Origin of the sequence: Algoriphagus taiwanensis (assembly GCF_036245645.1) — a bacterium.
Classification (GTDB): domain Bacteria; phylum Bacteroidota; class Bacteroidia; order Cytophagales; family Cyclobacteriaceae; genus Algoriphagus; species Algoriphagus taiwanensis.
The window spans coordinates 114,512-136,539 of record NZ_BTPE01000014.1 but is presented as its reverse complement, the minus strand read 5'-3'; the positions used below and the strand labels follow the sequence as shown (position 1 = coordinate 136,539).

At 44.5% G+C, this 22,028-nt stretch carries 20 protein-coding genes; 6 read left to right on the top strand and 14 right to left on the bottom strand.

Features of this window, described 5'->3' with window-relative positions:
- The first annotated feature begins 295 nt into the window (after positions 1–295).
- Positions 296–655, top strand: a complete 360-nt coding sequence (locus tag AAA938_RS17250) for a DUF3088 family protein (protein WP_338230010.1) — start codon at positions 296–298, stop codon at positions 653–655.
- 157 nt (positions 656–812) lie between these two features.
- Here the strand turns inward: AAA938_RS17250 and AAA938_RS17245 are convergent, their stop codons facing one another.
- The 6 genes from AAA938_RS17245 to AAA938_RS17220 form a co-directional block, all read right to left on the bottom strand.
- A complete protein-coding gene (locus AAA938_RS17245; RefSeq protein WP_338230009.1) occupies positions 813–2,201 on the bottom strand; it encodes an O-antigen ligase family protein in 1,389 nt (462 codons plus the stop codon).
- Entirely contained in the window at positions 2,192–3,115 is a 924-nt protein-coding gene (locus AAA938_RS17240) for a glycosyltransferase family 2 protein (protein WP_338230008.1), read from the bottom strand. The genes AAA938_RS17245 and AAA938_RS17240 overlap by 10 nt, the downstream gene beginning before the upstream one ends.
- Entirely contained in the window at positions 3,099–4,388 is a 1,290-nt protein-coding gene (locus tag AAA938_RS17235; protein WP_338230007.1) for an oligosaccharide flippase family protein, read from the bottom strand. Before AAA938_RS17235 ends, AAA938_RS17240 begins: the two co-directional genes overlap by 17 nt.
- A 12-nt stretch (positions 4,389–4,400) precedes the next feature.
- Positions 4,401–5,468: a GumC domain-containing protein gene (locus AAA938_RS17230; RefSeq protein WP_338230006.1), complete on the bottom strand. Its 1,068-nt coding sequence runs from the start codon at positions 5,466–5,468 to the stop codon at positions 4,401–4,403.
- Entirely contained in the window at positions 5,465–8,056 is a 2,592-nt protein-coding gene (locus tag AAA938_RS17225) for an SLBB domain-containing protein (protein WP_338230005.1), read from the bottom strand. The genes AAA938_RS17230 and AAA938_RS17225 overlap by 4 nt, the downstream gene beginning before the upstream one ends.
- Before the next feature lie 107 nt (positions 8,057–8,163).
- A complete protein-coding gene (locus AAA938_RS17220) occupies positions 8,164–9,168 on the bottom strand; it encodes a radical SAM/SPASM domain-containing protein (RefSeq protein ID WP_338230004.1) in 1,005 nt (334 codons plus the stop codon).
- Positions 9,169–9,281: 113 nt separating this feature from the next.
- On the opposite strand from AAA938_RS17220, the gene gldB reads away from it, so the two are divergent.
- Positions 9,282–10,286, top strand: coding sequence for a gliding motility lipoprotein GldB (gldB, locus tag AAA938_RS17215; RefSeq protein WP_338230003.1), 1,005 nt, complete (start codon positions 9,282–9,284; stop codon positions 10,284–10,286).
- Here gldB and AAA938_RS17210 read toward each other — a convergent pair.
- Genes AAA938_RS17210 through nth form a run of 3 tightly spaced genes read right to left on the bottom strand, consistent with a single transcriptional unit; the run spans position 10,249 to position 13,915 of the window.
- On the bottom strand, positions 10,249–11,472 hold the full coding sequence (locus tag AAA938_RS17210; protein WP_338230002.1) for a glycosyltransferase family 4 protein: 1,224 nt from the start codon (positions 11,470–11,472) through the stop codon (positions 10,249–10,251). The genes gldB and AAA938_RS17210 overlap by 38 nt on opposite strands.
- Positions 11,469–13,244, bottom strand: a complete 1,776-nt coding sequence (asnB, locus tag AAA938_RS17205; RefSeq protein ID WP_338230001.1) for an asparagine synthase (glutamine-hydrolyzing) — start codon at positions 13,242–13,244, stop codon at positions 11,469–11,471. The genes AAA938_RS17210 and asnB overlap by 4 nt, the downstream gene beginning before the upstream one ends.
- The gene (gene nth / locus AAA938_RS17200) at positions 13,244–13,915 is read right to left on the bottom strand and encodes an endonuclease III (protein WP_338230000.1); all 672 of its coding nucleotides are present in this window, start codon (positions 13,913–13,915) and stop codon (positions 13,244–13,246) included. The genes asnB and nth overlap by 1 nt, the downstream gene beginning before the upstream one ends.
- Before the next feature lie 84 nt (positions 13,916–13,999).
- Between nth and AAA938_RS17195 the strand changes: the two genes are divergently transcribed.
- Positions 14,000–15,142, top strand: a complete 1,143-nt coding sequence (locus tag AAA938_RS17195; RefSeq protein WP_338229999.1) for a DmpA family aminopeptidase — start codon at positions 14,000–14,002, stop codon at positions 15,140–15,142.
- Between the two features lie 11 nt (positions 15,143–15,153).
- Entirely contained in the window at positions 15,154–16,368 is a 1,215-nt protein-coding gene (locus tag AAA938_RS17190; RefSeq protein ID WP_338229998.1) for a hypothetical protein, read from the top strand.
- Positions 16,369–16,374: 6 nt separating this feature from the next.
- Here the strand turns inward: AAA938_RS17190 and AAA938_RS17185 are convergent, their stop codons facing one another.
- Positions 16,375–17,751 (bottom strand): methyltransferase RsmF C-terminal domain-like protein, encoded by a 1,377-nt coding sequence (locus AAA938_RS17185; RefSeq protein WP_338229997.1) that lies wholly within the window; start codon positions 17,749–17,751, stop codon positions 16,375–16,377.
- A gap of 154 nt (positions 17,752–17,905) precedes the next feature.
- Between AAA938_RS17185 and AAA938_RS17180 the strand changes: the two genes are divergently transcribed.
- Positions 17,906–18,268 (top strand): DUF1304 domain-containing protein, encoded by a 363-nt coding sequence (locus tag AAA938_RS17180; protein WP_338229996.1) that lies wholly within the window; start codon positions 17,906–17,908, stop codon positions 18,266–18,268.
- Positions 18,269–18,291: 23 nt separating this feature from the next.
- Here AAA938_RS17180 and AAA938_RS17175 read toward each other — a convergent pair whose 3' ends face one another.
- Together AAA938_RS17175 and AAA938_RS17170 are read right to left on the bottom strand one after the other, a co-directional pair.
- Positions 18,292–19,818: a P-loop NTPase family protein gene (locus AAA938_RS17175; RefSeq protein WP_338229995.1), complete on the bottom strand. Its 1,527-nt coding sequence runs from the start codon at positions 19,816–19,818 to the stop codon at positions 18,292–18,294.
- A 5-nt stretch (positions 19,819–19,823) separates the two neighbouring features.
- Positions 19,824–20,924, bottom strand: coding sequence for a vWA domain-containing protein (locus tag AAA938_RS17170; RefSeq protein ID WP_338229994.1), 1,101 nt, complete (start codon positions 20,922–20,924; stop codon positions 19,824–19,826).
- 151 nt (positions 20,925–21,075) lie between these two features.
- On the opposite strand from AAA938_RS17170, the gene AAA938_RS17165 reads away from it, so the two are divergent.
- Positions 21,076–21,306 (top strand): hypothetical protein, encoded by a 231-nt coding sequence (locus tag AAA938_RS17165; RefSeq protein ID WP_338229993.1) that lies wholly within the window; start codon positions 21,076–21,078, stop codon positions 21,304–21,306.
- On the opposite strand, the gene AAA938_RS17160 is transcribed toward AAA938_RS17165, so the two are convergent.
- Both AAA938_RS17160 and AAA938_RS17155 read right to left on the bottom strand, forming a co-directional pair.
- Positions 21,307–21,717 carry a type II toxin-antitoxin system VapC family toxin gene (locus AAA938_RS17160; protein ID WP_338229991.1) on the bottom strand — a complete coding sequence of 137 codons (411 nt, stop codon included), beginning with the start codon at positions 21,715–21,717 and terminating at the stop codon, positions 21,307–21,309.
- Positions 21,710–21,967, bottom strand: coding sequence for a DUF6364 family protein (locus tag AAA938_RS17155; protein ID WP_338229990.1), 258 nt, complete (start codon positions 21,965–21,967; stop codon positions 21,710–21,712). Before AAA938_RS17155 ends, AAA938_RS17160 begins: the two co-directional genes overlap by 8 nt.
- Between the last annotated feature and the right edge of the window lie 61 nt (positions 21,968–22,028).

Genomic DNA, 22,028 nt, shown 5'->3' with positions numbered 1-22,028 from the left:
GGTAACTTTTTGCTCAAACTTGGCCAGTAGTTCAGCAAATCCCGCTATCTTGGAGCAAGCGGTCTGGAGGAGGTTCTCTTTTTTTTCATGATTGAAAACGGTTAAGAATGAATCAAAAAGATACCTCTTTTGGGCTGCTAATCGGAGAAACTACCGCAGGTTTAGTGCAACAATCTATATGCGATATGTTCCCTAAGCGGTCTCATTTTGCATATACGTCAATGTTTCCTAAAAGCGTACCGACATCAATTACAACATTATCGAATTGACATAAAACGTTTAAAATAATGACTTTATGAAGGCAAAATTATTTCTTTTAAAAGCAGACTTTACCGACTTAAAAATCAGTGATGACAGTATGAAATATTATTGTCCTCATTGTGCTTTTATTGAAGGACTTTTGAGTTACTACCCTAAATTAAGACAGGAGTTAGAAATTAATTATGTTGACTTTCAAAGACCGCGAAAAGAGATTGTAGAAATATTAGGAGAAAACAACCAAAGTTGCCCTTCTTTAATCATTGAAAGAGATTTAGTTGACGCAGAAACTTTGTTTGAATTAAAATCTTATTCAAATTTTATGTTTACAAACGACACTAGAATTATTGCGAAATATTTTCACAAACAATTCAAAATTGGAATTGAGCATCCATAGATAACGCCAGCAGGTAAGACGGGTTTTACGTCAGGCGGGGTGACGTGTAAACTTGGAGCTTTGTGCTTCTATTTAAGTTCAGTGCTGGTTGACAGTTTTGTGCCCAGAAATCCGCCCGAACGTAAAGCCCGAAAACGTTAGACATTTTAGACCCCTCTTACTCCTTAGTGAAAGCCCTCCCATACTCCCTCACCGAGAAGCCAATCATCCACCAACTTACCCAAGCCACGTAGGTGTACATCTCTGCATTGGCAGTAAAAAGTGGCAAAAGCAAACCTACCTTAGTGGTAGCACCGACAAAGGCGATCCTGGCCTTTGGGGTAGAATCGATACCATAAAATACCCGTAAACTCAGCACGACCCCGGAAGCAATAATCAGGATGTACAATAGCATTCCAATCCAGCCCAATTGCACTCCGTAGATCAGAAACTGATTTTCTCCGCCAACTCTCAATTCATCAGTTACACTTCCGGCATTTCCGCTCATCGCCAGACCAATTCCCAATGGATTAGCAATCATGGAATCCAAAGCCAAGAGCCATTCGACCACGTGCCCGATGCTGGAAGTATTTTCAAAAGTGAGGGTATCTATGACGAAAAAGTAAAAATCCTCTGAAGCAAAAAATACCACATAAATCCCAAAAGCAAGCAAGGCTAAAAAGCCCGCCCCGATCAGTTTGTATAGTCTAAATACCAAGGCGATAAAGAAAATCATCACGAAGAAAGCTCCAAATGCCGCTCTGGAAGCCGAGAATACCAAACTCCCAAGAGAACAGGCCATCACCAAAAGGTAAAGCCAATTGTATTCTTTCTTACTAGTCAAAAACCAAATCAATCCGGCTGCAAAACCCATCAAAACCGAACTCGCCATCTCCAAAGGGTCAGAAAAGAAGCTGGCTAGGCGCTTGGTTACCGCTTGGGTTTCAAAAGTCCAAGTCAATCCGAAATTTCCCGTGGGATCAATGTCATTGATTGCCTGATTGTACAAGGCATAACCGGTGAATTGCTGCAGGTGAGCATTGAGAATAAAGTTTTCGACCAGATTGACCAGAAAAGCTCCAACGGCAATCAGAAATATGATCTTGAAAACCCGATGAATTTCAAAATCCGAAAAGGAGGTATTTCTGCCCAAAAAATAGACAAAACCCGGAATCACCATGCTCTTAAAATAGAGAGCTTTATTCAGAAAGGAGGCCTGTCCAATCGGCAGGAAAAGGTATAAAAAGGCCAAAGTCAAAAAAGCCAAGAAAAACCAATCTGTAGATTGCAACCGGAAAGGGTATTCTGCGATTTTTCGATGGTAGAGTATAAAAACCAAAAGCGCGATCAATACGACCACTTCTTTTAGCACTTGAAATACTCCAACAACGGCAGCCGATTGAGTGGCTAGATAAACCACGCTGAGACTGGTAATGTAGAATGGAAGAAAGGCCGCCAGGAAATATATAAAATAGCTCCATTTGCCTTGGAAAATCATCTTTTCCAGAGTCCAGAGGAAGCCAGCCCCAACAGCCAAGGCAATTATTATGAAAAAAATCAAGGCCATGTCGGAGCGGGTTTAAGTGGAGTAGACAGCCCGTCTTTGATTCCTTTTATAACAGCTTTGAGTTTTTGAAAGCGGCCTCTAAGAAGGAAATAGAACATCCAAAGCGCAAATCTTCCTAAATGATAAATAAATCCAAAAGGAGCTTTTTGACTTCTAAGCAGGAAAAACTGATTCCGCACATGGTAGTAGAAAACTCTTGCGCTTAAGGTTCCTTCTGAGTGGGATTTTTTGGAGGAGGCCCCGGCTTCATGATAGATTTTTGCATCGGGCACCAATCCGATTTCAAATCCCTGATTTGCGATTCTCAGCGACCATTCCACATCCTCGAAATAAGCGAAATACTGCTCATTGAGCAGTCCCGCCTTAAGAATCGCCTCCCGAGATAATAGCATACAGCAGCCTGTAGCCCAGTCTAAAGTATTGGAATGAGGCAGATATTTTTTTAGGATTTTTCTATCGCCCAAGGTCTTAGCTCGACCTAGCAATGAGCCCCACTTTCCTCCTGCCGACCAGATTTTCTCCGGTTCATCCAAAAAGCAAATAATCGGCTGAACAATTCCCAGTTTTGGGTTTTTCGAAAGATTCAGCATCATTTTTCCCAAAAAATCAGGCTCTACTATCGTGTCATTGTTCAGCAGCAGTACATGGGTAAAACCCATTTCCAAAGCTTTTCGGATTCCCGCATTATTTCCTCCGGCAAAGCCCAGATTCTGTTCATTTTCCAGAAGAAGAGTCTTTGGAAACTCCTTTTTCAATACCTGCCCTTCTGGTTTTTTGGAATCATTATCCACCAAAATGATCTGAAAATCGGGATAGTCTACTTTTTCCAAAGAGCTCAGACAGGCCCGGGTAAATTCCAGCCCATTCCAATTGACCAAAATGATCGCAACCGATGAATCAGGTGTAAAAGCCACGGATCAGGTCTTTTTTGTGCCGATAGAGCAAGGTGAGACAAATCAAAAACACCACAATCTCAGTGGAAATAATTCCTACACAAAGCCCAAGGCCTCCCAAATAGCTGGTTAAAATCGCTGAGACCACAATCATGTAGACGCACATCATCCAACTGGCCTTGAAGAGCAATTCCTTCAGATCAGCCACCAAGAGCAAAGTCACATTTCCCACATTCAAACAGGCCAAAAATGGGACAGCCGCCAAGATTTTCAGATAGATCACTGACTCTTCTAAGTCTGATCGGGATAGCACCCGGATAATCCAGGGGGCTGTAAAATGTGCCCCGGCAGAGATCAGCATTCCTGCCAGCAGAACTCTCATGTAGACATTTTTGAGAAAGCGGAAAAAGCGAACCGGATCTTCCTGATGCAATTTAGAAGCATTGGGGAAAATCGCCTGAATGATCAAAGCCGGAAAAAGCCGCAAGACCATCACCACCCGCTCAGCCAAACTATACATCCCAAGGGTCTCTGCAGCGGAAAAAAAACTCAGAATAATCAGGCCTCCATTGATGGAGATATGACTGGCCAAATTGGAGAAGAAAAGAAGGATATTTTCCTTTAAGCTTCGGTAAATGGCTGAAAACTCAGGTCGATAAAACTTGATACCCATGAATGCATGGATATAAAAAAGGAGCATCAGGTTGATAGTAAGCCCAAAAAAACCCAACATAAAGTTGACCCATTGGCTTTGCTCAGGGCTGTGAATGAAGAGCACAATGCCCATCAAAAAGAGCAGTTTGGAGAAAATATTGGCAATGGAGACCAGCTTCATTTTTTCCATACCCTGAAAAAACCAAAGCGGCAGAGTGGCTTCAGAGAAAAGCAATAAGGATGAGAAAACCAAAATCAATCGATATTCCTGAAAGAGGTTGAATCCAAAAGCCCCGATGAGAATGACCACTGTAGCTACCAAGGCCAGAATAATCTTCCCCGAGAAAACATTGGAAACCAAATGGGATAGGGATTCTTTGTCTTCCTGATTGATGGCGACTTCCCTTGGGGCACTGAGGTTATACCCAAAGCCGACCAGAATATTCAGCAAAATGATCACTGATAGAGCCAGATTGACCAAGCCAAACTGATCCACCCCAATGCTTTGAATCAATAAGGGCATGGTGATGATGGAAATCAGTACGTTGGAGGACTGAATGATCGCCAGAAACAAGAAGTTCTGGATCGACTTGTTTCGGATAAAATTGCTGAGCGGAAGTAAGGTGAGTTTTTCAAACATGGCAGCTGGGGTTTAGCTTTCCTGCACATGTTTTTGATACAGTCTGCGGAAGTAGAGTCCAAAAAGAACGAGTAATCCAGTAATAATGGCTCCCAAGACCATTCCTTTGACCAATCGGATTTCAGTTCGCTTGAGAGGAAATCTCGGAGAGTCGATGATCTGGATCAAAGGGGAATTGTTGCGGTGATTTACCTTGGCGATTTCCAGGTTTTTGACGATTTCCTGATAGACCGCTCCTGTTGCCTGCACATCGATCTGTCGCTTGCGACTTTCTACCGTTGCGCTCGTGAGCAAGGGGTTGGCATTGGGTACGCGATCCTGAGCTGAGGCATAAGCACCGATACTTTCATCCAAAATAGCACGTACCGAATCGGCCTGAGATTGGAGAATGGCCAGGTTTTCCCCTGTTTTTTTGGTTTTGGTCTCGAAGTAAAAGGTGTTCACCTTACTCACCAGAGTTTCGTTGAAAACCTTGGCATAAGCCTCATCTTTGGAAGAAATACTGACCTGGATGATGCTCAGTTTTCGGTCAGGCTTGGTAACCGAAAGCTGCCTTTCCCGAATTAGTTTGGCTACTTCTTTGACCACCGAGTCCTGGGCTACAGAAAACTGCTCTCTGGAAATCGAAAAGTCCATGGAAGGAATATCGACTTTGGAAGCCCATTTTTTATCCAGCTCCTCAAACTCCACAAATCGATCAATCAGTAATTTTTCTTCATCAAAAGGACTAAGCAAAGTCTCGCCGAGCATGCGGTCAGACCTGTACAGTTCCATGATGTTGTCTCCTTGGAAAAGCCCACTGGTGCTGCCCAAAGAACCCAAATTCACCCCAACCAAGGAAGCCAGTCCGGACATCTGACTGATTCCACCGGCGTCTCCTTCTTCCAAAACAAAGGAAGTCTCAGCATGAAAAACGGGTTTTTTGAAAATGGAAACCAAAGCACCCAAAGCCAAACCTACTATCCCCGCTAGGATAAGTGTTTTCCATTGGGATAAGAAAAAGATGAACCAATCACGAAGGTTTTGGACAACCTCACGAAGGGTAAATTGGCTATCGGAAAAGTGCTTGTTCTCTGTCATGGCTGGTTCCAGTCAATTTGTGAAAGGACCAAAGCCAAGGTGGCTAAGCCTGTGGTGATTCCTACAATGTCTCCCAATCGAAGAGGAACTCTCGGTCCTTTGGTAGGAACGATCACTTCTGCCCCTGGCTCCACTGTCGGGTAATTTCTGATTCCCAAGAAGCCCTTGGTTCGCTTTACTGCCCCGTTGGCATAGACCACGTAAGTTTGCTTTCGGTTGGCTCTGCGTTCAAACCCACCTGCTCCATTGATGTAGTATTTCAGACCTCTGCCGGTTTCGTGTCTCAGCGTAGTCGGATAGACCACATCACCTCTCATTCGGACTGTCTGCAAAAGCTTGGGAACAGCTAAAATATCTCCTTCTTCCAGCAGAAGATCCTCCGCTGAACCCGGGCTTTGAAGGATTTTTTCCAGATTGATTGCAACAGCTTCGGATTCCTTCAACTTCACAGCAAATCCGGGAGTGCTAAAGGCAATTTGGTCCAAAGATTCCTTTTTGGCATTGGAAAGCAGGGAGTCTACAGGATTGGCTTTTTCCTTGGGTAAATCCCTAAATAAGCGCTGCAGCAGCTCCTCTTGCGCCTCCGAATTGTTGGGGTCTTCCAGAAGCTTAAGGCGAAGTGCCTCGAGATTTCTTTGTCGGCGGATTTGCTCCGATTCGGTATTGAAAAATTCAGTTCTTCGGATCAAAGTTGCTCCTTTTGCGTAAGCAAACTGATTCAATCCTCCCGCTCTATTGACCAGGTCAGAGACTCTTTCCAAGCTGGTTTCGATGGCAAAAATCCCCGGAGAATTGACCTGACCTTCTACCGCCACCAGTTTCTGCATATTGAAATTCGCCCTTTTTCTCACAATCACCTGATCAAAAGGCTGAAGCAGGGGAGCATCTGAGCGGAAAGACAAATCAGGGTTTACTGAAGTGGGAATGATATCTGCTAGTGTGCCCAAATCTGCATCTTCCAGCCTTCTGGCAATCTCAATATCCTGAGTGTTCGCAGATTCCTGAAGTCCTCCTGCTAAAAGAATCAATTCTTCCGGAGTCATTCCTTCTGCATAGGGATAAGTACCCGGTCTTTTGACCTCACCCAAAATCTGAACATAGCGCTCATTTTGAATATCATAAATGGACGAAATCCGAACCACATCTTCTCGCTGTAAAGTGATGTCAGGTTGAGTGCCTTCGAGAATTGCCTTTAAGTTGACTTCAATGATTTCCGAACTTAGATTTTCACGTGTCCTTAAAATACTCGCCCTTTGGGTATAAGCATCCCCTTTGAGGCCTTCTGCATTTTTGATGAGCTGAGTAAGTGTGAGTCCATCCGAGAGGGCAAAGGTTCCTTGTCGGAATACTGCTCCTTTGATCTGTACTCGGTTGGAGTACCTATCCAGTATCCGTCCTACTGAGATTTCATCTCCTCCTTGGAGAAGAAACAGGCCAAATTGATTCTGATAGACGTCAGATACAGAACGCTGATTTCCGGTAATTCTGGAAATTGCTATTCGATCTCGGAAAGCCAAGTCGGTAAATCCTCCGGCGTACCCTAGCAAGTCTTCCAGATTATCTCCCGGCTTTACCTCAAAAATCATCGGACGCTTCACTTCGCCTGATATCTTGACTCTAGAAAGGTAAGGCTTGACCAAAATCACATCCTGATCCTGCAGCTGGATATCCAAGTTTGCAGTTCCCTTGGTCAGAAGCTCGTACACGTCGATTTCAGCTACTTTTTTGTTGTTGCGGATGAGCTCAATGGCTCGGAGAGTTCCGTTTGCATTGGGTCCGCCGGCCGCATAGAGGGCATTGAAAACCGTGGAAAACGCACTGAGGGTAAAAGTGCCGGGAAGTCTCACCTCATTCAGAATGTGCACTTTGATCGTGCGGACATTGCCCAAGGTGACTTGAAGAAAGGTGTTTGGGTTGCTTCCATTGAGTCCGGGATAGAATCTGCTCACCCGGTTTTTGATCAAAGCGGTGGCTTCTTCCAGGCTTTTTCCCGAGACAGATACAGGGCCGATGTTATCAAGCAAAATAAAGCCCTCAGGATTTACCGTTGCCTCGTAATATTTTTCGGATTGTCCGTAGATATCCACATAGACCAAGTCTCCAGGGCCTAAAACATAACTTTTTGGGGTGGCTTGATTCAAGCTGGGCTCGAAACTGAGTCTTCTGTTTTTTTGGTAGAAAATTGAGGATCCGAAGATAGTCTCTCCATCAAGGCTCTCTGGAATTTCTTGATATTGGGCGATTCCCTGAGTAATCTCGTTCAAGTCCACTTGCTGACGGGGTTCTCTTTTGGAAACCGAACCCATCCGGGCAGCTGAGCCAGATGTGTCCAAAGCTTCTATTCTCCTTTTCAGTTTTTCTACTTCTACCGAGGGCATTCCCCGCATCTGAGCCATTTGCAAAAACTCTACCGTGCTCAATCCCGCCGCATTGGCTCTTTGGACCAGTTCCTCGATTTGGTCATCACTCAGCTCGTCCACCTGAATGGTGGAAATATCCATAGACTGCTGGGAAAAAGCTTGGGGACTAAGGAAAACCGGAATGGAGACCAAGGCGAAAAAGTACCAGATTCTTTTGAATAAAGTCATGGGCAAAAGACTGTTGCAGGTGAATTAAGGGCAAATCAACCACTAAAAATCCATCAATTTCTTAATTCTACCAAATTTGATGCTAAAAACCCCCGTCTCTTCTCCTCTTACTCGGTACAATTTCTGCAGATTTCTATCTGAGTTCGGTCTTGGAGTAGCTGGGTTCTAAAGGAAAAATAAGCCGGAGAAGCCCAGATTTCTTCCATGGATTGGGTCTGAAGACTTCCCATCACATGCTGGTCATCTTTGTCAAAGCAGCAGGGTACCACCTTTCCATCCCAGGTGATCACAGCACCTTGCCACATTCGCCAACACTTGTTTTCGATCTTTTTCTTCAGCTTCCATTTCCCTTTTCCATCAGGAATGTACCGGGAATACCCTAAGTCGGATGGAATCAACTCCGAGCCCTCTTCAAAATCATAGATTTGGGCGGTTTTCAGTTGAAGTTCATCGACTCCGATTTCCTTGGACCAAGTTTTCAGCCGAGGGATTTGATGTTCGTTTTGCCCGGTGACCAAAAACTGAAGAATAACTCTTGGAAACATTTTTCCCTGTGTGGTTCTTTCCTCCAGCAAGAGTTTCAGCCCTTTTTCTACTTTTTCCAGATTTCCTCCGATCCGGTACTTTTCATAGATCTCCTGTGTGATGCCGTCCATCGATACGATAAGCTGTCGAAGTCCTGAAGAAAGAATCTTTGGCACAGTACTTTCACTGAGGTAATGGGCGTTGGTAGAAGTGGAGGTGAAAATCCCTGCAGAATCCGCATAAGACACCATTTCCAAAAATCGGGGATTGAGAAAAGGTTCCCCCTGAAAGTACAAATGGAGCCAGGTTAGCCTGCTTTTGGTCTGTGAGATGATCCGCTCAAAAAGCCTATCCTGCAGCATCCCCGTAGGCCGGGTAAATGAGCGCAAGCCAGAGGGACATTCTGGACAGCGGAGATTGCAGCTGGTGGTCGGCTCAATGCTTAAAGTGGTCGGCTGACCCCAAAGAATGGGTTTGCCAAGCCATCGGCTGAGATGAAAGGAAAAGTAGAGTTGCAAGAAATTGGCAACTTTGGAAAAGCTCAAAAAAGAAAAAAAGGCCTTCGCGGTAATCCATCGGTTTTTCACGCTGAAAAATACACCGAATTGCCGGGAGGTTAAAACGAAAGACGCTTAACCTGCCGGGAGAATCTTCGTTGGTTTCGTCAGGCTTTGCTTACTTTGTCAAAAAAATCTTCTTCATGAATAGAATCCGACTTGGCTTAATTGCTTTTTTGATGGTTTGGATGGGTTCCTGTCAAAAGAAAACCGAGGAATGCACCCTTGACGCAGAACTGCTTGGTGAACCATTGGAATTGGAAATAACGCGGCTGGAGGATGAGTTTTTTCAGGCTAAGACACCCTTGGATTTTGCCTATTTGCTAGAAAAGTATCCTGAGTTTGCAGATCAGTTTTTGGAGCAAGACCTCTATTTGTCTCAGGATTCCTTGATTTCCAATCTGGTTCAGGTTCACGGAGACCCAGGGCTCAGATCACTTTATGATTCGGTCAAAGTGGAGTTTGAAGACCTTTCGTGGTTGGAGACCGATTTGGAAAATGCCTTTCGATACATCCGATTTTACTTTCCGGATTTCAAAGCTCCAAAGGTCTATACTTTCGTGTCGGGCTTTGGTTCTGACCTTTTGGTTTCAGAGGATATGTTGGTGATAGGCTTGGATTATTTTCTTCCTTCAGATCACAGCTTTCAGCCGGATTTGCCCATTTACATCGCAGAGCGGTACCAAAGAGAATACCTGGTTCCTATGGTTGTTTTGGCCATTTCCTCCCGATACAATCAGACCAATCCTCAGGATAAGACCCTGCTTTCGGAGATGATTTATTACGGGAAGTCTTACCACTTTGTCAAGTCCATCCTTCCCTGTACCTCCGATCAGTTTATCATTGGTTACACTCCCGAGGAGATCGAAGAATGCTGGGCCAATGAGGAGTATATCTGGTCTCATTTTGTAGAAAATGAACTCTTGTATGAGACCAATCCATTCGAAATCCGCAAGTACATAGGAGAAGCTCCATTCACTGACGCGATCAGCACCAAAGCTCCGGGCAGGTTGGGGAGATGGATGGGCTGGAATGTCGTGGATGACTACCGCATGAATCAGCAGGTAGACTTAGCCGTCCTTATGGGTGAACCCGACGCGGAGAAAATATTCAGGCAGTCCGAATATCGACCTCGTCGCCCTGAGTAAGATTGGCTTTCTTGGGGCGGATTACCTCGATAAGTCTGGATACCGCCAATTCTTTGGAAAAATAGGTTTCGGCCAACTTTCGGCTGCGGATTCCCATGGATTTCAATTCCTCCTTGTTCTGCTCCAGATTCTCCAGTTTGGCGAAAGCTTTTTCCATTTTTCCCGGAAGGCAGGAAATCCCGATTTGGTGTGTTTTGACCAAATCATAGACCCAGCCTTTGTGATTGACTAAAATCGGCTTTCCTGCTGCGAGGGCATCAAAAAACTTGTTTGGGCTGTTGGTTTTCAACACGGGCAGGTGGGCAAAAGAGATCCACGCCAAATCCGTGACAGAAAGGATCTGATTGACTTTTTCCTTGGGCCCAAAAGGAATGAAGCGTACCTGATCCAATCCCATTTCCTGTGCTTTCTTTTTCAGAATTTCCTCATGACTTCCTTTACCCATGATGAGAAAATTCCAGTTTTTTCCTTCAATTTTTGCCATCTCGGCGAGTTGAAGTAGCTCCTCCACCGCATTGACCTGACCCAAAGCCCCGGTATAGCTGATGGTGAGGCTATCTGAAAGACCGAATGAGTCTAGAGCTTGAAGGTCTTTTTGCTGAGGGAAAAAGGTTTGCAATGATGAAAAATTCGGAATTAAGGCCTCTGATTTTGCGGGACTGATATTTTTCAGGTGTGCGGCTATACCCGGAGATAAGGCTACCAGACCCATGGATTGATCGTAGATTCTTTTTTCCAGCCGATAAAGGGCTTTTTTCAGAAAATAATTTCTGATAGCGCCCACCTGAATCGGAGCTTCCGGCCAAAGGTCCCTGACCTCAAAGAGGTAGGGAAGAGCCAGTTTCCTTTTGGCCCAAAGACCAATCAGTCCGGTAGTCAGAGGAGTAGAAGTGATATAAAGCAAATCGGGCCGGGAAAGCTTTTGAAGGAGTTTCTTTGCTTTCCAAACGAAGCTGAAAAAGGCAAGCGTCCGTTTGGCAAAACCAAACTTCTGATCATAGGGAGCGGACAAATAATGGACTTTGATCCCGTCAATCCAGCGCTGATCGTAGTGGGGTAAATCATGAGCAGTGATCATCTCCATCTCAAAACCCGCATCCACCAAGCCTTTGGCAAGGTGGTAGGATCGTACGGCCCCGCCTTCTTCCGGGGTGCGAAAATACTGGTGGATATAGATGATTCTCATGCTCGGTGCAATTTCATCCATTCTGCTAAAAGAAACAGGTTATAAAGGGTTAAAAAATGAGCGTTAACCTGTTTCTCGGGATTTTTGCAGAAATCCGCCAGCTCGGTAGAACCCTCTTTTTCAGCAATTGGTGCAAATTCCCGAAGGGAGGAAAATACCCGTTGGGCAAAAGGACCGTTTTCGCTTAGCCATTCCGGAAGAGGCAGTCCAAAGCCAAATTTTCTCCTCGAACTGATCCAGCTTAAGTTGAGGTCTTCAAGGCCTTGTTTGATCCAAGGTTTTCCCAAAAGAGACTTTTGGTCTTCCACACTTCTCCACATCGATATCATCGATGAATCCAAATAGGGAGATCTGCCTTCTATGCCATGGGCCATCAGGGCATTGTCTTGGACTTTCAGGACATCCTGCACCAAGTATACTTTCCGGTCAAAATCCAAAGCCTGCTTGTAGGGACTCAGATTCGTGTCGAAGATTCGGAGATAGTCCTCCAGAAGTTCTTTGGGCGGATTTTGAAGAGCGGCAAAATTCATGAAAGTAACCCTAGGGTCGGAATCGATGCCTTGCATGAATTTTTTCCAGGTTCTTCCAAAAGGTAAATTGGCCAAAGTCGGAGCAATTCTACCCCATAGGTCAGGATACTTCAAATATTGATAAAAGGCTTGATGGCGCTGATATCCGCCCCAAAGTTCATCTGCACCGGCACCGGAGGCGAGGACTTTCACCTGATTTTTGGCCTTCAAACCGATCAGCCAAGTCAGAAATCCTGCTGAATCCCCGATGGGCTGATCCACGCTTTGCAGATAGTCTTCCCAGCGATCAAGAAACACCTGCTGGGTGACTTCTACCAACTGATGCTCCGCTGGCACTTGCCGAACCAGCTGCTTGGCAAAGGTGGCATCTGCGTATTTTTTCCTGTATTTTTTTTCCACCTCAATAGTATAAGCCGGTAAGGGAATTCCAGTTTCTTTATACCAAAGCGAATAGAGCAAAGAACTGTCAGCACCCCCGCTGAGCATCACCCCATGAGGCACATCCGCATGAAACTGCCTGAGTACGGCTTGCCTAAGGGAGTCGATAAATGACTCTTGGCTTGGAGGATTTCGTGGGGGTTCGGGATCGGGTAAGGTATCCCATCTAAAAGTGCTGTGTTGGGAAATTTTACTGAATCTGCCGGGCTTCCATGGTCTTATTCCTCTGAAAAAGGTCTTTTCCGGGATAGGACTACGGAGGTAGAAGTAGGGTTCGATTTGATGAACCTCCAACTCCGCATGCGTTAGTCTGGCTAGACCTCTGGTCTCTGAGGACAGGGCAAATGTGTCTGGGGTTTGTGAAAAATACAGAGGTTTCTCTCCTGTTCGGTCTCTGGCTACTACCACAGACTGATCCACGAGATTCACATAGATTAGGGAAAACATTCCCTCCAGATTTTTCAATGCATCCAAGCCAAAAAACCTGAGGTAATGCAGCAATACTTCGGTATCTGACTCTGTGAGAAACTCCACCCCCATTTGGGACAGGAGTTTTTTCAGCTCCAAAAAATTATAAATCTCTCCGTTCCAGATCAGAAGACTGTTTCCGTCAGGAGCCCAAAAAGGCTGGTCGGCATCCGGTCCGGGATGAAGGATTTTCAGACGATTAACTCCGATCCAAAGTCCCGGCCAAGGGGAAAAGACGTCCTGTTGATCCGGTCCCCGATGATAAGAATCTGCCACCATGGCCTCAATGGCTTCAGGATTGGCATCCTTTCCCCAAATCAGATGAATTCCACACATCAGGCTTCTCCTTCTTGTTTTTTACTCTGCTTTTGATTTTTCTCAAAATACTTGCAGAGGTGGATGATCTGGCATTCCTCACATTTAGGTTTCCGGGCTAGGCAAGTGTAGCGGCCATGGAGAATCAGCCAATGATGGGCTTTGTGGATGTATTGTTTGGGAATGTGTTTGACCAATTGTTTTTCGACTTCCAGAGGAGTTTTGGCGGTCATCGGCACCAAACCCAAGCGCCTCGAAACACGGAAAACATGGGTATCCACAGCCATATTGGGCTGCTGCCACACAACTGAGGTGATGACATTGGCGGTTTTTCTTCCGACCCCGGGAAGCTTGACCAGTTCTTCTACCGTGGAGGGAACTTCCCCTCCAAAATCTTCCATCAGCATTTTGCCCAGTCCAATGAGGTGCTTGGTTTTGTTGTTGGGATAGGAGATGGATCGGATGTAGGGAAAAAGCTCATCAAAATGGGTAGCTGCCAAGTGGGCAGCAGTAGGAAAATGCTTAAAAAGCTCCCGGGTCACAATGTTGACGCGTTTGTCTGTGCATTGGGCTGAGAGGACCACTGCTACCAAAAGCTGGAAGGGGTTTTCGTATTCCAACTCGGTCTCTGCCACCGGCATATTCTCAGAAAAATGATGGATAAAAGCTTCGTATCGTTGTTTTTTGAGCATTTTATAGGGAATCTTGGAAAGGGTGAGTAAGATAGGTATTATTGGAAAATTGGAAGATTTGAAAATTGAAAAATTAGTCTCCCCATGCCAAAATCCCAATACTTGTCTCTTTTAGCAGGAGCGTTTTTCTCCCTGACAATTCACTCTCTTTCCGCCCAATCTCGCCCGAGAGAGCTCGGTGTACCATTCGGCATATTGCCCACCGGACCATTGAATGCCATCACTGATGTGCAGGGAGTCCAAGTAGGTCACCTGACCAAAATTGAGGGAAGTGATATCCGGACAGGAGTGACAGCCATTTTGCCGCATGGGGGCAATCTATTTCAAGATAAAGTACCCGCTGCAATCTTTGTGGGAAATGGTTTTGGAAAACTTGCTGGAGTCACCCAAGTGCAGGAATTAGGAAATCTGGAATCACCGATCATTCTGACCAATACACTGAGTGTGGCTGCTGGGATTGAGGGAGTCGTTCGCTATTCTTTAGCCCAGCCGGGCAATGAATCTATCCAGTCAGTTAATGCCGTGGTCGGGGAAACCAACGATGGCTACCTGAATGACATTCGTGGGATGCATATTTCTTCCGAAGAGGTCATTCAGGCAATTGAAGCTGCTAATCCCGGAATGGTGGAAGAGGGGAATGTTGGGGCAGGTACAGGTACTGTTTGTTTTGGCTGGAAAGGGGGAATTGGTACTGCTTCCCGTAAACTTCCCGAGAGCCTCGGAGGATATACGGTGGGTGTTTTAGTACAAACCAATTTTGGAGGAAACCTGCAAATCTCCGGGGTTCCGGTAGGGGAAAAGCTGGAAAAGTATCCATTCAAAGACGCTTTGGAAAAATCTGACGGGAGCTGCATGATCGTGGTGGCAACGGATGCCCCGGTTCTGGAGCGAAATCTCGAGAGGATGGCTCAGCGGGCTATGATGGGTTTGGCGAAAACCGGAGGAATTGCTTCCAATGGCTCGGGAGATTATGTTATCGCCTTCTCTACCAGTAAGGGTCTTAGAATCCCCTATTCCATTCCATCTCAGGAGCTCCAAAAGGCCGAATTTCTCGGAAATGATGCTATGACGCCCCTTTTCCTGGCTGTCATTGAAGCTACAGAGGAGGCTATTGTGAATTCCCTTTTTGCTGCTGAGACGATGACCGGCAAGGATGGAAGAAAAGTAGAGGCCTTGCCTAGGGGAAAAGTTTTGGAATGGATTAAAAATCAGCATATTGGAAATTAATTCTGTTTTCCATGGAAGAGGATAACATCAAAAAGCAGCAAGACCTTACTTGGCTGGAAAACCTGCAAAAGAACAGCTGGGAGCCTGAAGTGATCATTTCAGGGATTTCCTTGGCTGCATTATTTATTATTCCATCCAGTCTTTTTGACTATTCCATTATTATGATTCAGGATTATGGATTGGAACAAATACCTGCCATGTTGGTTTTGGGTTATTTTTCATTGATCATTTCGGTTTTTAAAATTTTTCTGATTACCCATTTATTCCTTCGATTTATGTGGGCAGGTATGTTGGGGATCACTTATGCATTTCCGGAAGGGGTATTGAAAAGCAAGCTGTTCAAATTTTCTCAGGACTTGGAATACCCTCATCCTCGAGTCTATTTATTGAATTTGGAGCGATGGTGCAGCATGATCTACGGTTACCCCCTTTCCGTAGTGATTCCGATATTTTCAATTACGGTTTATCTGATTTTTCTTACAGGGATTTACTTGATTTTCAACTTAGACTTTCAAGTACTTTACCTATTCTTTATCCTTTCCATTCTTGGGGTGCTAATTATCGGGGCGATTTTTAAAAAATTTAAGTTAAAGTCCTTTCTAGGTACTAGCATGAATGGAACCATTGGGGCTGTGTTTTCTAGTCATTTAGGCAAATGGACTATGCTATTGGTTTCATTGGGATTGGTTATAGCTGCGGTGCCGTTTATTTTAGCTGATTTAAAGGGCTTTTCTTATTATCAACCCATGACTGATTTGGATGAGGAATTTTATGATTGGCCCGATCAATCCATGTATTTCGAGGAGTATAACAATAAAATGGTGCGGTTTCCCAGAGTTTGGACGGAATCCATTACCGTAAGTGGGGATAAGATTAATCTATATCTCGCCAAATATGCACGAGATGAACAAGATTTGCCTCGAATACAGACACTTTTGTCCACAAGTAATTATGATACTCTAGGTTGGAAAAAACTTGAAAAAGTAGAAGACACCTATCAGGTTTTTTTGAATGACTCTTTGGTAACAAGCGAAAAGTGGATGCTCACTACTTCTGGAATTACCGGTCAAAAAGCCTTTTTTGGAATTATTCCTATCAATGAACTTAAGGAAGGAATTCACGAGATTCGCATAGAAAAGCTTGTTTACATTCCTCCATTTATTTTCTCTGGCAATGAACTGCGGCATAGAAAGCAGTGGGCAAGATTTAATTTTATCAAGGAATAAAAAAGACTACATCCGGATCCTCCACTCTTTGGGATAATAATTATTCATTCGATTACCGAGGTTTTTTCCCCAGCCAAGCGGAAGGTTTTGGTAGGTGAAAAGAATCCAGCCTTTAGGTAAATCCTCGAAAGATTGCTCATTTTTTCTCAGAAATTCCAAGGCTTGCTCCTGATCGAGAGCATAGGTCAAAAAGCCTTCTTTTGGTAAAATAGAAAGTGCCCATTCATGACTGGGAATCCATTCGTTCTTTTGCTTTTTGCCTAATTCCACCCCAAAATAGCGAAGGCTTAAAGCTTGGGCGATTTTTTCAAAATACCTGTAAAATTCCTGATTGATTCGAAAATAAGAGTCATTCAACGTGTAATACTTTCCCGCTCCGTTAAAGCCCAATTCCTGCTCCAATCTCTCACTGTCCCGATTTCCCAAAGCTTTCAATACAGGATGTTTAAAGTCCTTGATCCGCCCTGGTTCTTGAGTGGAAGCCGAATTGGGTCTTTTCAACACGGTGATAAAAAAACCCTCCCCTTCTACTTTATGTGGGAAAAAACGATAGCCAAAAAAGCTTCCATCCTCGGTTTCTACTTCAGTTTCATCGATTCCCCATGATTTTTCTAGGGGTACTCGAACAGGCTCAAAGGCGAATTCCTCGGTAAGAAACCGGATCATGTCTTCATTTTCCTGCTCATTGAAGGTGCAGGTGGAATAGATCAAATAACCGCCTCCTTTGACTAGCGCTCCTGCTTGATCCATGATGCGTTTTTGTCGGGAAGAACAAAGAGTCACATGATCCAAAGACCATTCCTCCCGAGCTTGAGGATCCTTTCGAAACATTCCCTCTCCTGAACATGGTGCATCCACTAACACCAAATCAAAAAAACCTTCAAATGAAGAGAAGTGATCGGGGTCATTATTGGTCACCACAATATTTCCCAATCCCCATTTGATTGCATTTTCTTTCAGAATTTGAGCTCGGGACTGAATGACTTCATTGGCGACCAGCAAACCTTCATTTTCCAGATAGCTGGAAAGAAGCGTGCTTTTTCCTCCGGGAGCTCCAGCCAGATCGAGGTAAACCCCTTTGGGGATGTGCAGACTTTTGAGAATGTGTTCGATAAACATGGAAGAGGCCTCCTGCACGTAATAGGCACCTGCATGAAAGGCAGGGTCAAGGGTAAAACTGGGTCGTTCTTCCAAAAAGTAGCCTGCGGATGACCAAGGGATTGGGCTTTTGGGCCAAGAAAGAGCAAAGGTTTTGAATGGATTGAGGCGGATGGAGGTCCGTGGATTCCGATTGATTGCCGCTTTGAAATCTTTAAATTCTTCTTTTCCCAGAAGGGACAGCATCTGTGCTTCAAAATCAGCGGGTAATTGAATCTCGGACATGGGGCAAAGATAGGGATCAAAAGGCAGTAATCAGTTGGCAGTATGCGATGGCATGATTCAAGGAGCCAGTTTGCAGTTTGCAGAGTTTTGTCTTCTGCCTACCGGCAACTGCCTACTTCAAAATTTCCTATCTTGATGATAAACTAGCGAATTTATGGAACTCCTCTCAAAAATTCTCATTGGCCTGATTGCCGCACTTCATCTGTACTTTCTCTGGTTTGAGATGTTTGCCTGGGAGACGACGGGGAGGAAGATTTTCAGACAGTTGCCCAAGGAAATGTTTCCCAAGACTAAGGTTCTTGCCGCCAACCAGGGTTTGTACAACGGGTTTTTGGTAGCGGGATTGATTTGGTCCTTGTTGATTGAGGATCCAAAATGGTCCTTTTACGTTGGGGTATTTTTTCTAAGTTGTGTCTTGGTCGCAGGGATTTTTGGTGCCCTTACCGCAAGCAAGAAAATCTTTTTTGTGCAGGGATTGCCGGCTTTGATAGCTTTGATCCTTCTTCATTTGAAATAAAAAAGGGGCAAAAGCCCCTTTTCTTAATTGTCATCTTCATCGAAGTCATCATCTTCATCTCCCGCTCCCATGTCAAACATGGAACTGAACAGGTCCTTGAATTGAAGTCCGGTGTCTAGCAATTTTTTGCTCAATTGGGAATATTCTGCCAAACCGTGAAGGGCAAACTCCATAAAGAACTCTTTCTCTTTTTCTGGCAAGGTTTTCACCATCTGAGTCACCACTTCTTCCAATCCGGGGACGGAATGCAGTAGCGTTTTATATTCTTTGTCGGATTGGGAAGCTAAAATATCCAGCTCGTTTCCTTCTCCGAACCAAGCTAAAGGTATCACATAAGGATTGCCGGACTTGTCTTTTTTCTTCTGTTCTGGGGAAGGGAAATAATTCACAAACTGCGTTCTTATAGCTTTTCCAATCAAATTGTATGCAACTAGACCTGCGCCTTCCTGCTCCCCTTCATAGACCAATTCAACCTTACCGGTAATGGCTGGAATCACGCCAATTAAGTCGGCGATTCGGACAACTGTGTTGCTTTCTCCATTGAGATAAAGTCTTCTTTCTGCTGCGGAAATGAGGTTTTCAAAGGCCGAAATGGTCAATCGAGCCGAAACACCACTTTTCTCATCCACAAATTCGGAGCCTCGAGCTTCGATAGCGATCTGCTCGATTAGGTCTTTCATCAGTTCGGGTACATGAATATTTTCCACAGGCTTTCCAGCCAAATTGGCTTCCTGCGCGGTGATTTTCTTCCCAATTTCGATGGATTTTGGATAGTGGGTAATGATCTGACTTTCGATCCGGTCCTTGAGCGGGGTCACGATGCTGCCACGGTTGGTGTAGTCTTCCGGGTTGGCTGTGAAGACAAACTGAATATCCAAAGGCAATCTCAATTTGAAGCCTCGAATCTGAATATCTCCTTCCTGAAGAATATTGAATAAAGCAACTTGAATCCTAGCCTGCAAGTCCGGCAATTCATTGATCACAAAAATGCATCGGTGAGAGCGTGGAACCAATCCATAGTGAATCACTCGCTCGTCGTTGTAGCTGAGTTTCATGGTGGCCGCTTTAATTGGGTCCACATCACCGATCAAGTCAGCCACCGAGACATCCGGAGTAGCTAATTTTTCTGCGTAGCGATCCTCTCGGTGAAGCCAAATGATAGGCGTATCGTCTCCTTTTTCTTCGATTAAGTTTTTGGCAAAGGAAGAAAGCGGGTGCAAAGGGTCGTCATTCAATTCTGAACCATAGACCACTGGCACGTATTCATCCAAAAGATGGGTCATCATTCTTGCAATTCGGGTTTTCGCCTGACCTCGAAGACCTAGCAAGTTGATGTTGTGTCGAGAAAGGATGGCTCGTTCAATATCCGGGATGACCGTATCCTCATAGCCCCAGATTCCCTCGAAGACGTTTTCCTTCCGCTTGATTTTCAAAATCAAGTTGTCGCGAAGTTCTTCTTTGATGGATTTGGGTTGATATCCTGAAGCCTTAAGTTGGCCAAGGGTCTTGATTTGGGTGAGCTCTTTTCCAGTCAGTTTTTGGTAGTCCATGTGGGTTAAAATCGTTTGGTTCGGTTGCGTCTATAATCTTCAAAAATGAGGTCACCTAGTCCCTTTAGGCTGCTGTAGTACGCATTGCCGTTGTTGACTTTGGTAAACTCTTTGACAAATTCTTTGAGATAGGGATCCGAGGCGATCATAAAGGTCGTCACGGGTATTTTCAGTTTTCGGCATTGGGCAGCCAGCTTCAAGGTTTCGCTCAGGATTTTGCTGTCGATGCCAAATGCATTTTTGTAGTATTTGATCCCGACCTTCAGGCAGGTAGGCTTTCCATCAGTGATCATAAAGATCTGCTTGTTGGGATTTTTTCTCCTGCGTAGCAAATCCATAGCAAGCTCCAAGCCGGCAACGGTATTGGTATGGTAAGGTCCCACTTGGAGATAAGGCAAATCCTTAATTTCGATCTGCCAAGCATCATTTCCAAAGACGATGATATCCAGCGTGTCCTTTGGATAGCGGGTTTTGATCAGTTCGGCCAAGGCCATGGCCACCTTTTTTGCCGGAGTGATTCGATCTTCCCCATATAAAATCATCGAGTGGGAAATGTCGATCATCAGTACCGTGGAGGTTTGGGAGCGATATTCCGTCTCCACCACTTCCAAATCGTCTTCCGTAAGCAGATAATCTCCTGAAAGTCCATGGTTGGCTTGTGCATTTCTAAGAGAGTCTGTCAGTGCAATTTGATCCAGATTGTCGCCGAATTCATAGGCCCGACGGTCGGTTCCTCTCTCCTCTCCCTGTCCGGAATGGGTGGTTTTATGTTGACCGGACTTGCCTCGTTTGAGCTTGCCGAAGATTTCTTCCAGGGCTGATTTTCGGATAGTTTGCTCGGCTTTTCCTGTGATTTTGAATTCACCTTTTTGGTTTTCTTCAGTCAGATAGCCCTTGGATTTCAGATCCTCGATAAAGTCACCGATGCCATAATTGGGGTTGGTAAGATTATAGCGCTTGTCTAGATTGGTCAGCCAACTCAGCGCTTCGGCTACATCTCCACCGGTCATGGTTACCAGCTGAAGGAAAATATTCAGCAGGTTTTCGAAGGTGTTTTTCTCCGGGTCTTGGGGTGGGACATATTGGGTAAATCGGAAACCTTTCATTTTTAGACGCTAGACGTGAGATGCAAGACACTGGATTTTGGTAGCAAGTAGCTGGGATCTAGTATCAAGTAGTTGAATCACTGAGTTTGCTGAGGGTTTAACAAAGTGGGGGCCTGCTGAGTTTACCATAGTGCATATTTTCCCGAAAAAAATGAAAAACTATCACAGTGCAGTAGGAATCGTGACAGCGGTATTGATCGTTTTTGTCACCTTAATCCAGTTGGATATCGCCCATCTATTGATTTGGTCCATTTTTTTGGCAGGGCCGTTTTTGATTTTATGGATGGTTTGGGCGGTTTTGGCTGCTCCTGTGGAGATCAAGGAGACGTTTGAAGAGCAGTGGTATCAGGATCGGGAGGATTTGAGGAGGGAGCAGAATTAATCAATTCGAAAAGAACTCTATTGGGGTAAGGACAGGGATTCCCTCGGCAAATTTAAAGTCCTTTTTATTCCTAGTGATCAAAAAATCACACCCATTCATTAAAGCTGTATAGTATTGTAGTGCATCTTCTTTGTCCTTAAAATTGGAGTCCAAAGATTTATAAATTAATTCTTTGCCTGCTGAAAGTATGTAACAAGCTTTCAAAAAATCACTCATTGTAAATTCAGAATATGGCAATTTGTAAACGTTGAAGGCCAAATAATAGAGATTGCCAATACTACTTTCAGCTATTTGAAGTTTAGCCAGTCCATTTGCATGCAAATGCAAAAACAATTTTGCCTCTTGGAAAAAGGGTTCTCTTTTTCCGATAATGTCTAAAACTACATTAGTATCCAGGAATATCTTAACCATATTTTTCTTTCAAATATTGGGTTAAGGCTACTTTATCAGACTCTTTTGGTGCTTTGGTTGGCTCCATTTCCTCTAATCTTTTTAAGAGTCTTTTAGCAGCCAACTCTGATTCAGAGGTTTGTACTAAAGGTTCTTCTTTTTCAAAAATATTCTCAATCATTTTCGAAAGAGATATTCCCTGACCTGATGCTTTCCTTTTGGCCATTTCTACCACTTCTTTTTTGATGGTCAATGTTAATTTCGTTTTCATGATTACACGTGTTTACCAGAAATATACGTGCCTTTTTCAGAAAGTTTAAAATTTCCGCTTT

Excerpts from the sequence above, each read along its gene's own strand:
- AAA938_RS17250 (WP_338230010.1), top strand. The coding sequence starts at position 296 with ATGAAGGCAAAATTATTTCTTTTAAAAGCAGACTTTACCGACTTAAAA.
- AAA938_RS17245 (WP_338230009.1), bottom strand. The coding sequence starts at position 2,201 with ATGGCCTTGATTTTTTTCATAATAATTGCCTTGGCTGTTGGGGCTGGC.
- AAA938_RS17235 (WP_338230007.1), bottom strand. The coding sequence starts at position 4,388 with ATGTTTGAAAAACTCACCTTACTTCCGCTCAGCAATTTTATCCGAAAC.
- AAA938_RS17230 (WP_338230006.1), bottom strand. The coding sequence starts at position 5,468 with ATGACAGAGAACAAGCACTTTTCCGATAGCCAATTTACCCTTCGTGAG.
- AAA938_RS17225 (WP_338230005.1), bottom strand. The coding sequence starts at position 8,056 with ATGACTTTATTCAAAAGAATCTGGTACTTTTTCGCCTTGGTCTCCATT.
- gldB (WP_338230003.1), top strand. The coding sequence starts at position 9,282 with ATGAATAGAATCCGACTTGGCTTAATTGCTTTTTTGATGGTTTGGATG.
- AAA938_RS17210 (WP_338230002.1), bottom strand. The coding sequence starts at position 11,472 with ATGAGAATCATCTATATCCACCAGTATTTTCGCACCCCGGAAGAAGGC.
- asnB (WP_338230001.1), bottom strand. The coding sequence starts at position 13,244 with ATGTGTGGAATTCATCTGATTTGGGGAAAGGATGCCAATCCTGAAGCC.
- nth (WP_338230000.1), bottom strand. The coding sequence starts at position 13,915 with ATGCTCAAAAAACAACGATACGAAGCTTTTATCCATCATTTTTCTGAG.
- AAA938_RS17195 (WP_338229999.1), top strand. The coding sequence starts at position 14,000 with ATGCCAAAATCCCAATACTTGTCTCTTTTAGCAGGAGCGTTTTTCTCC.
- AAA938_RS17190 (WP_338229998.1), top strand. The coding sequence starts at position 15,154 with ATGGAAGAGGATAACATCAAAAAGCAGCAAGACCTTACTTGGCTGGAA.
- AAA938_RS17185 (WP_338229997.1), bottom strand. The coding sequence starts at position 17,751 with ATGTCCGAGATTCAATTACCCGCTGATTTTGAAGCACAGATGCTGTCC.
- AAA938_RS17180 (WP_338229996.1), top strand. The coding sequence starts at position 17,906 with ATGGAACTCCTCTCAAAAATTCTCATTGGCCTGATTGCCGCACTTCAT.
- AAA938_RS17175 (WP_338229995.1), bottom strand. The coding sequence starts at position 19,818 with ATGGACTACCAAAAACTGACTGGAAAAGAGCTCACCCAAATCAAGACC.
- AAA938_RS17170 (WP_338229994.1), bottom strand. The coding sequence starts at position 20,924 with ATGAAAGGTTTCCGATTTACCCAATATGTCCCACCCCAAGACCCGGAG.
- AAA938_RS17165 (WP_338229993.1), top strand. The coding sequence starts at position 21,076 with ATGAAAAACTATCACAGTGCAGTAGGAATCGTGACAGCGGTATTGATC.
- AAA938_RS17160 (WP_338229991.1), bottom strand. The coding sequence starts at position 21,717 with ATGGTTAAGATATTCCTGGATACTAATGTAGTTTTAGACATTATCGGA.
- AAA938_RS17155 (WP_338229990.1), bottom strand. The coding sequence starts at position 21,967 with ATGAAAACGAAATTAACATTGACCATCAAAAAAGAAGTGGTAGAAATG.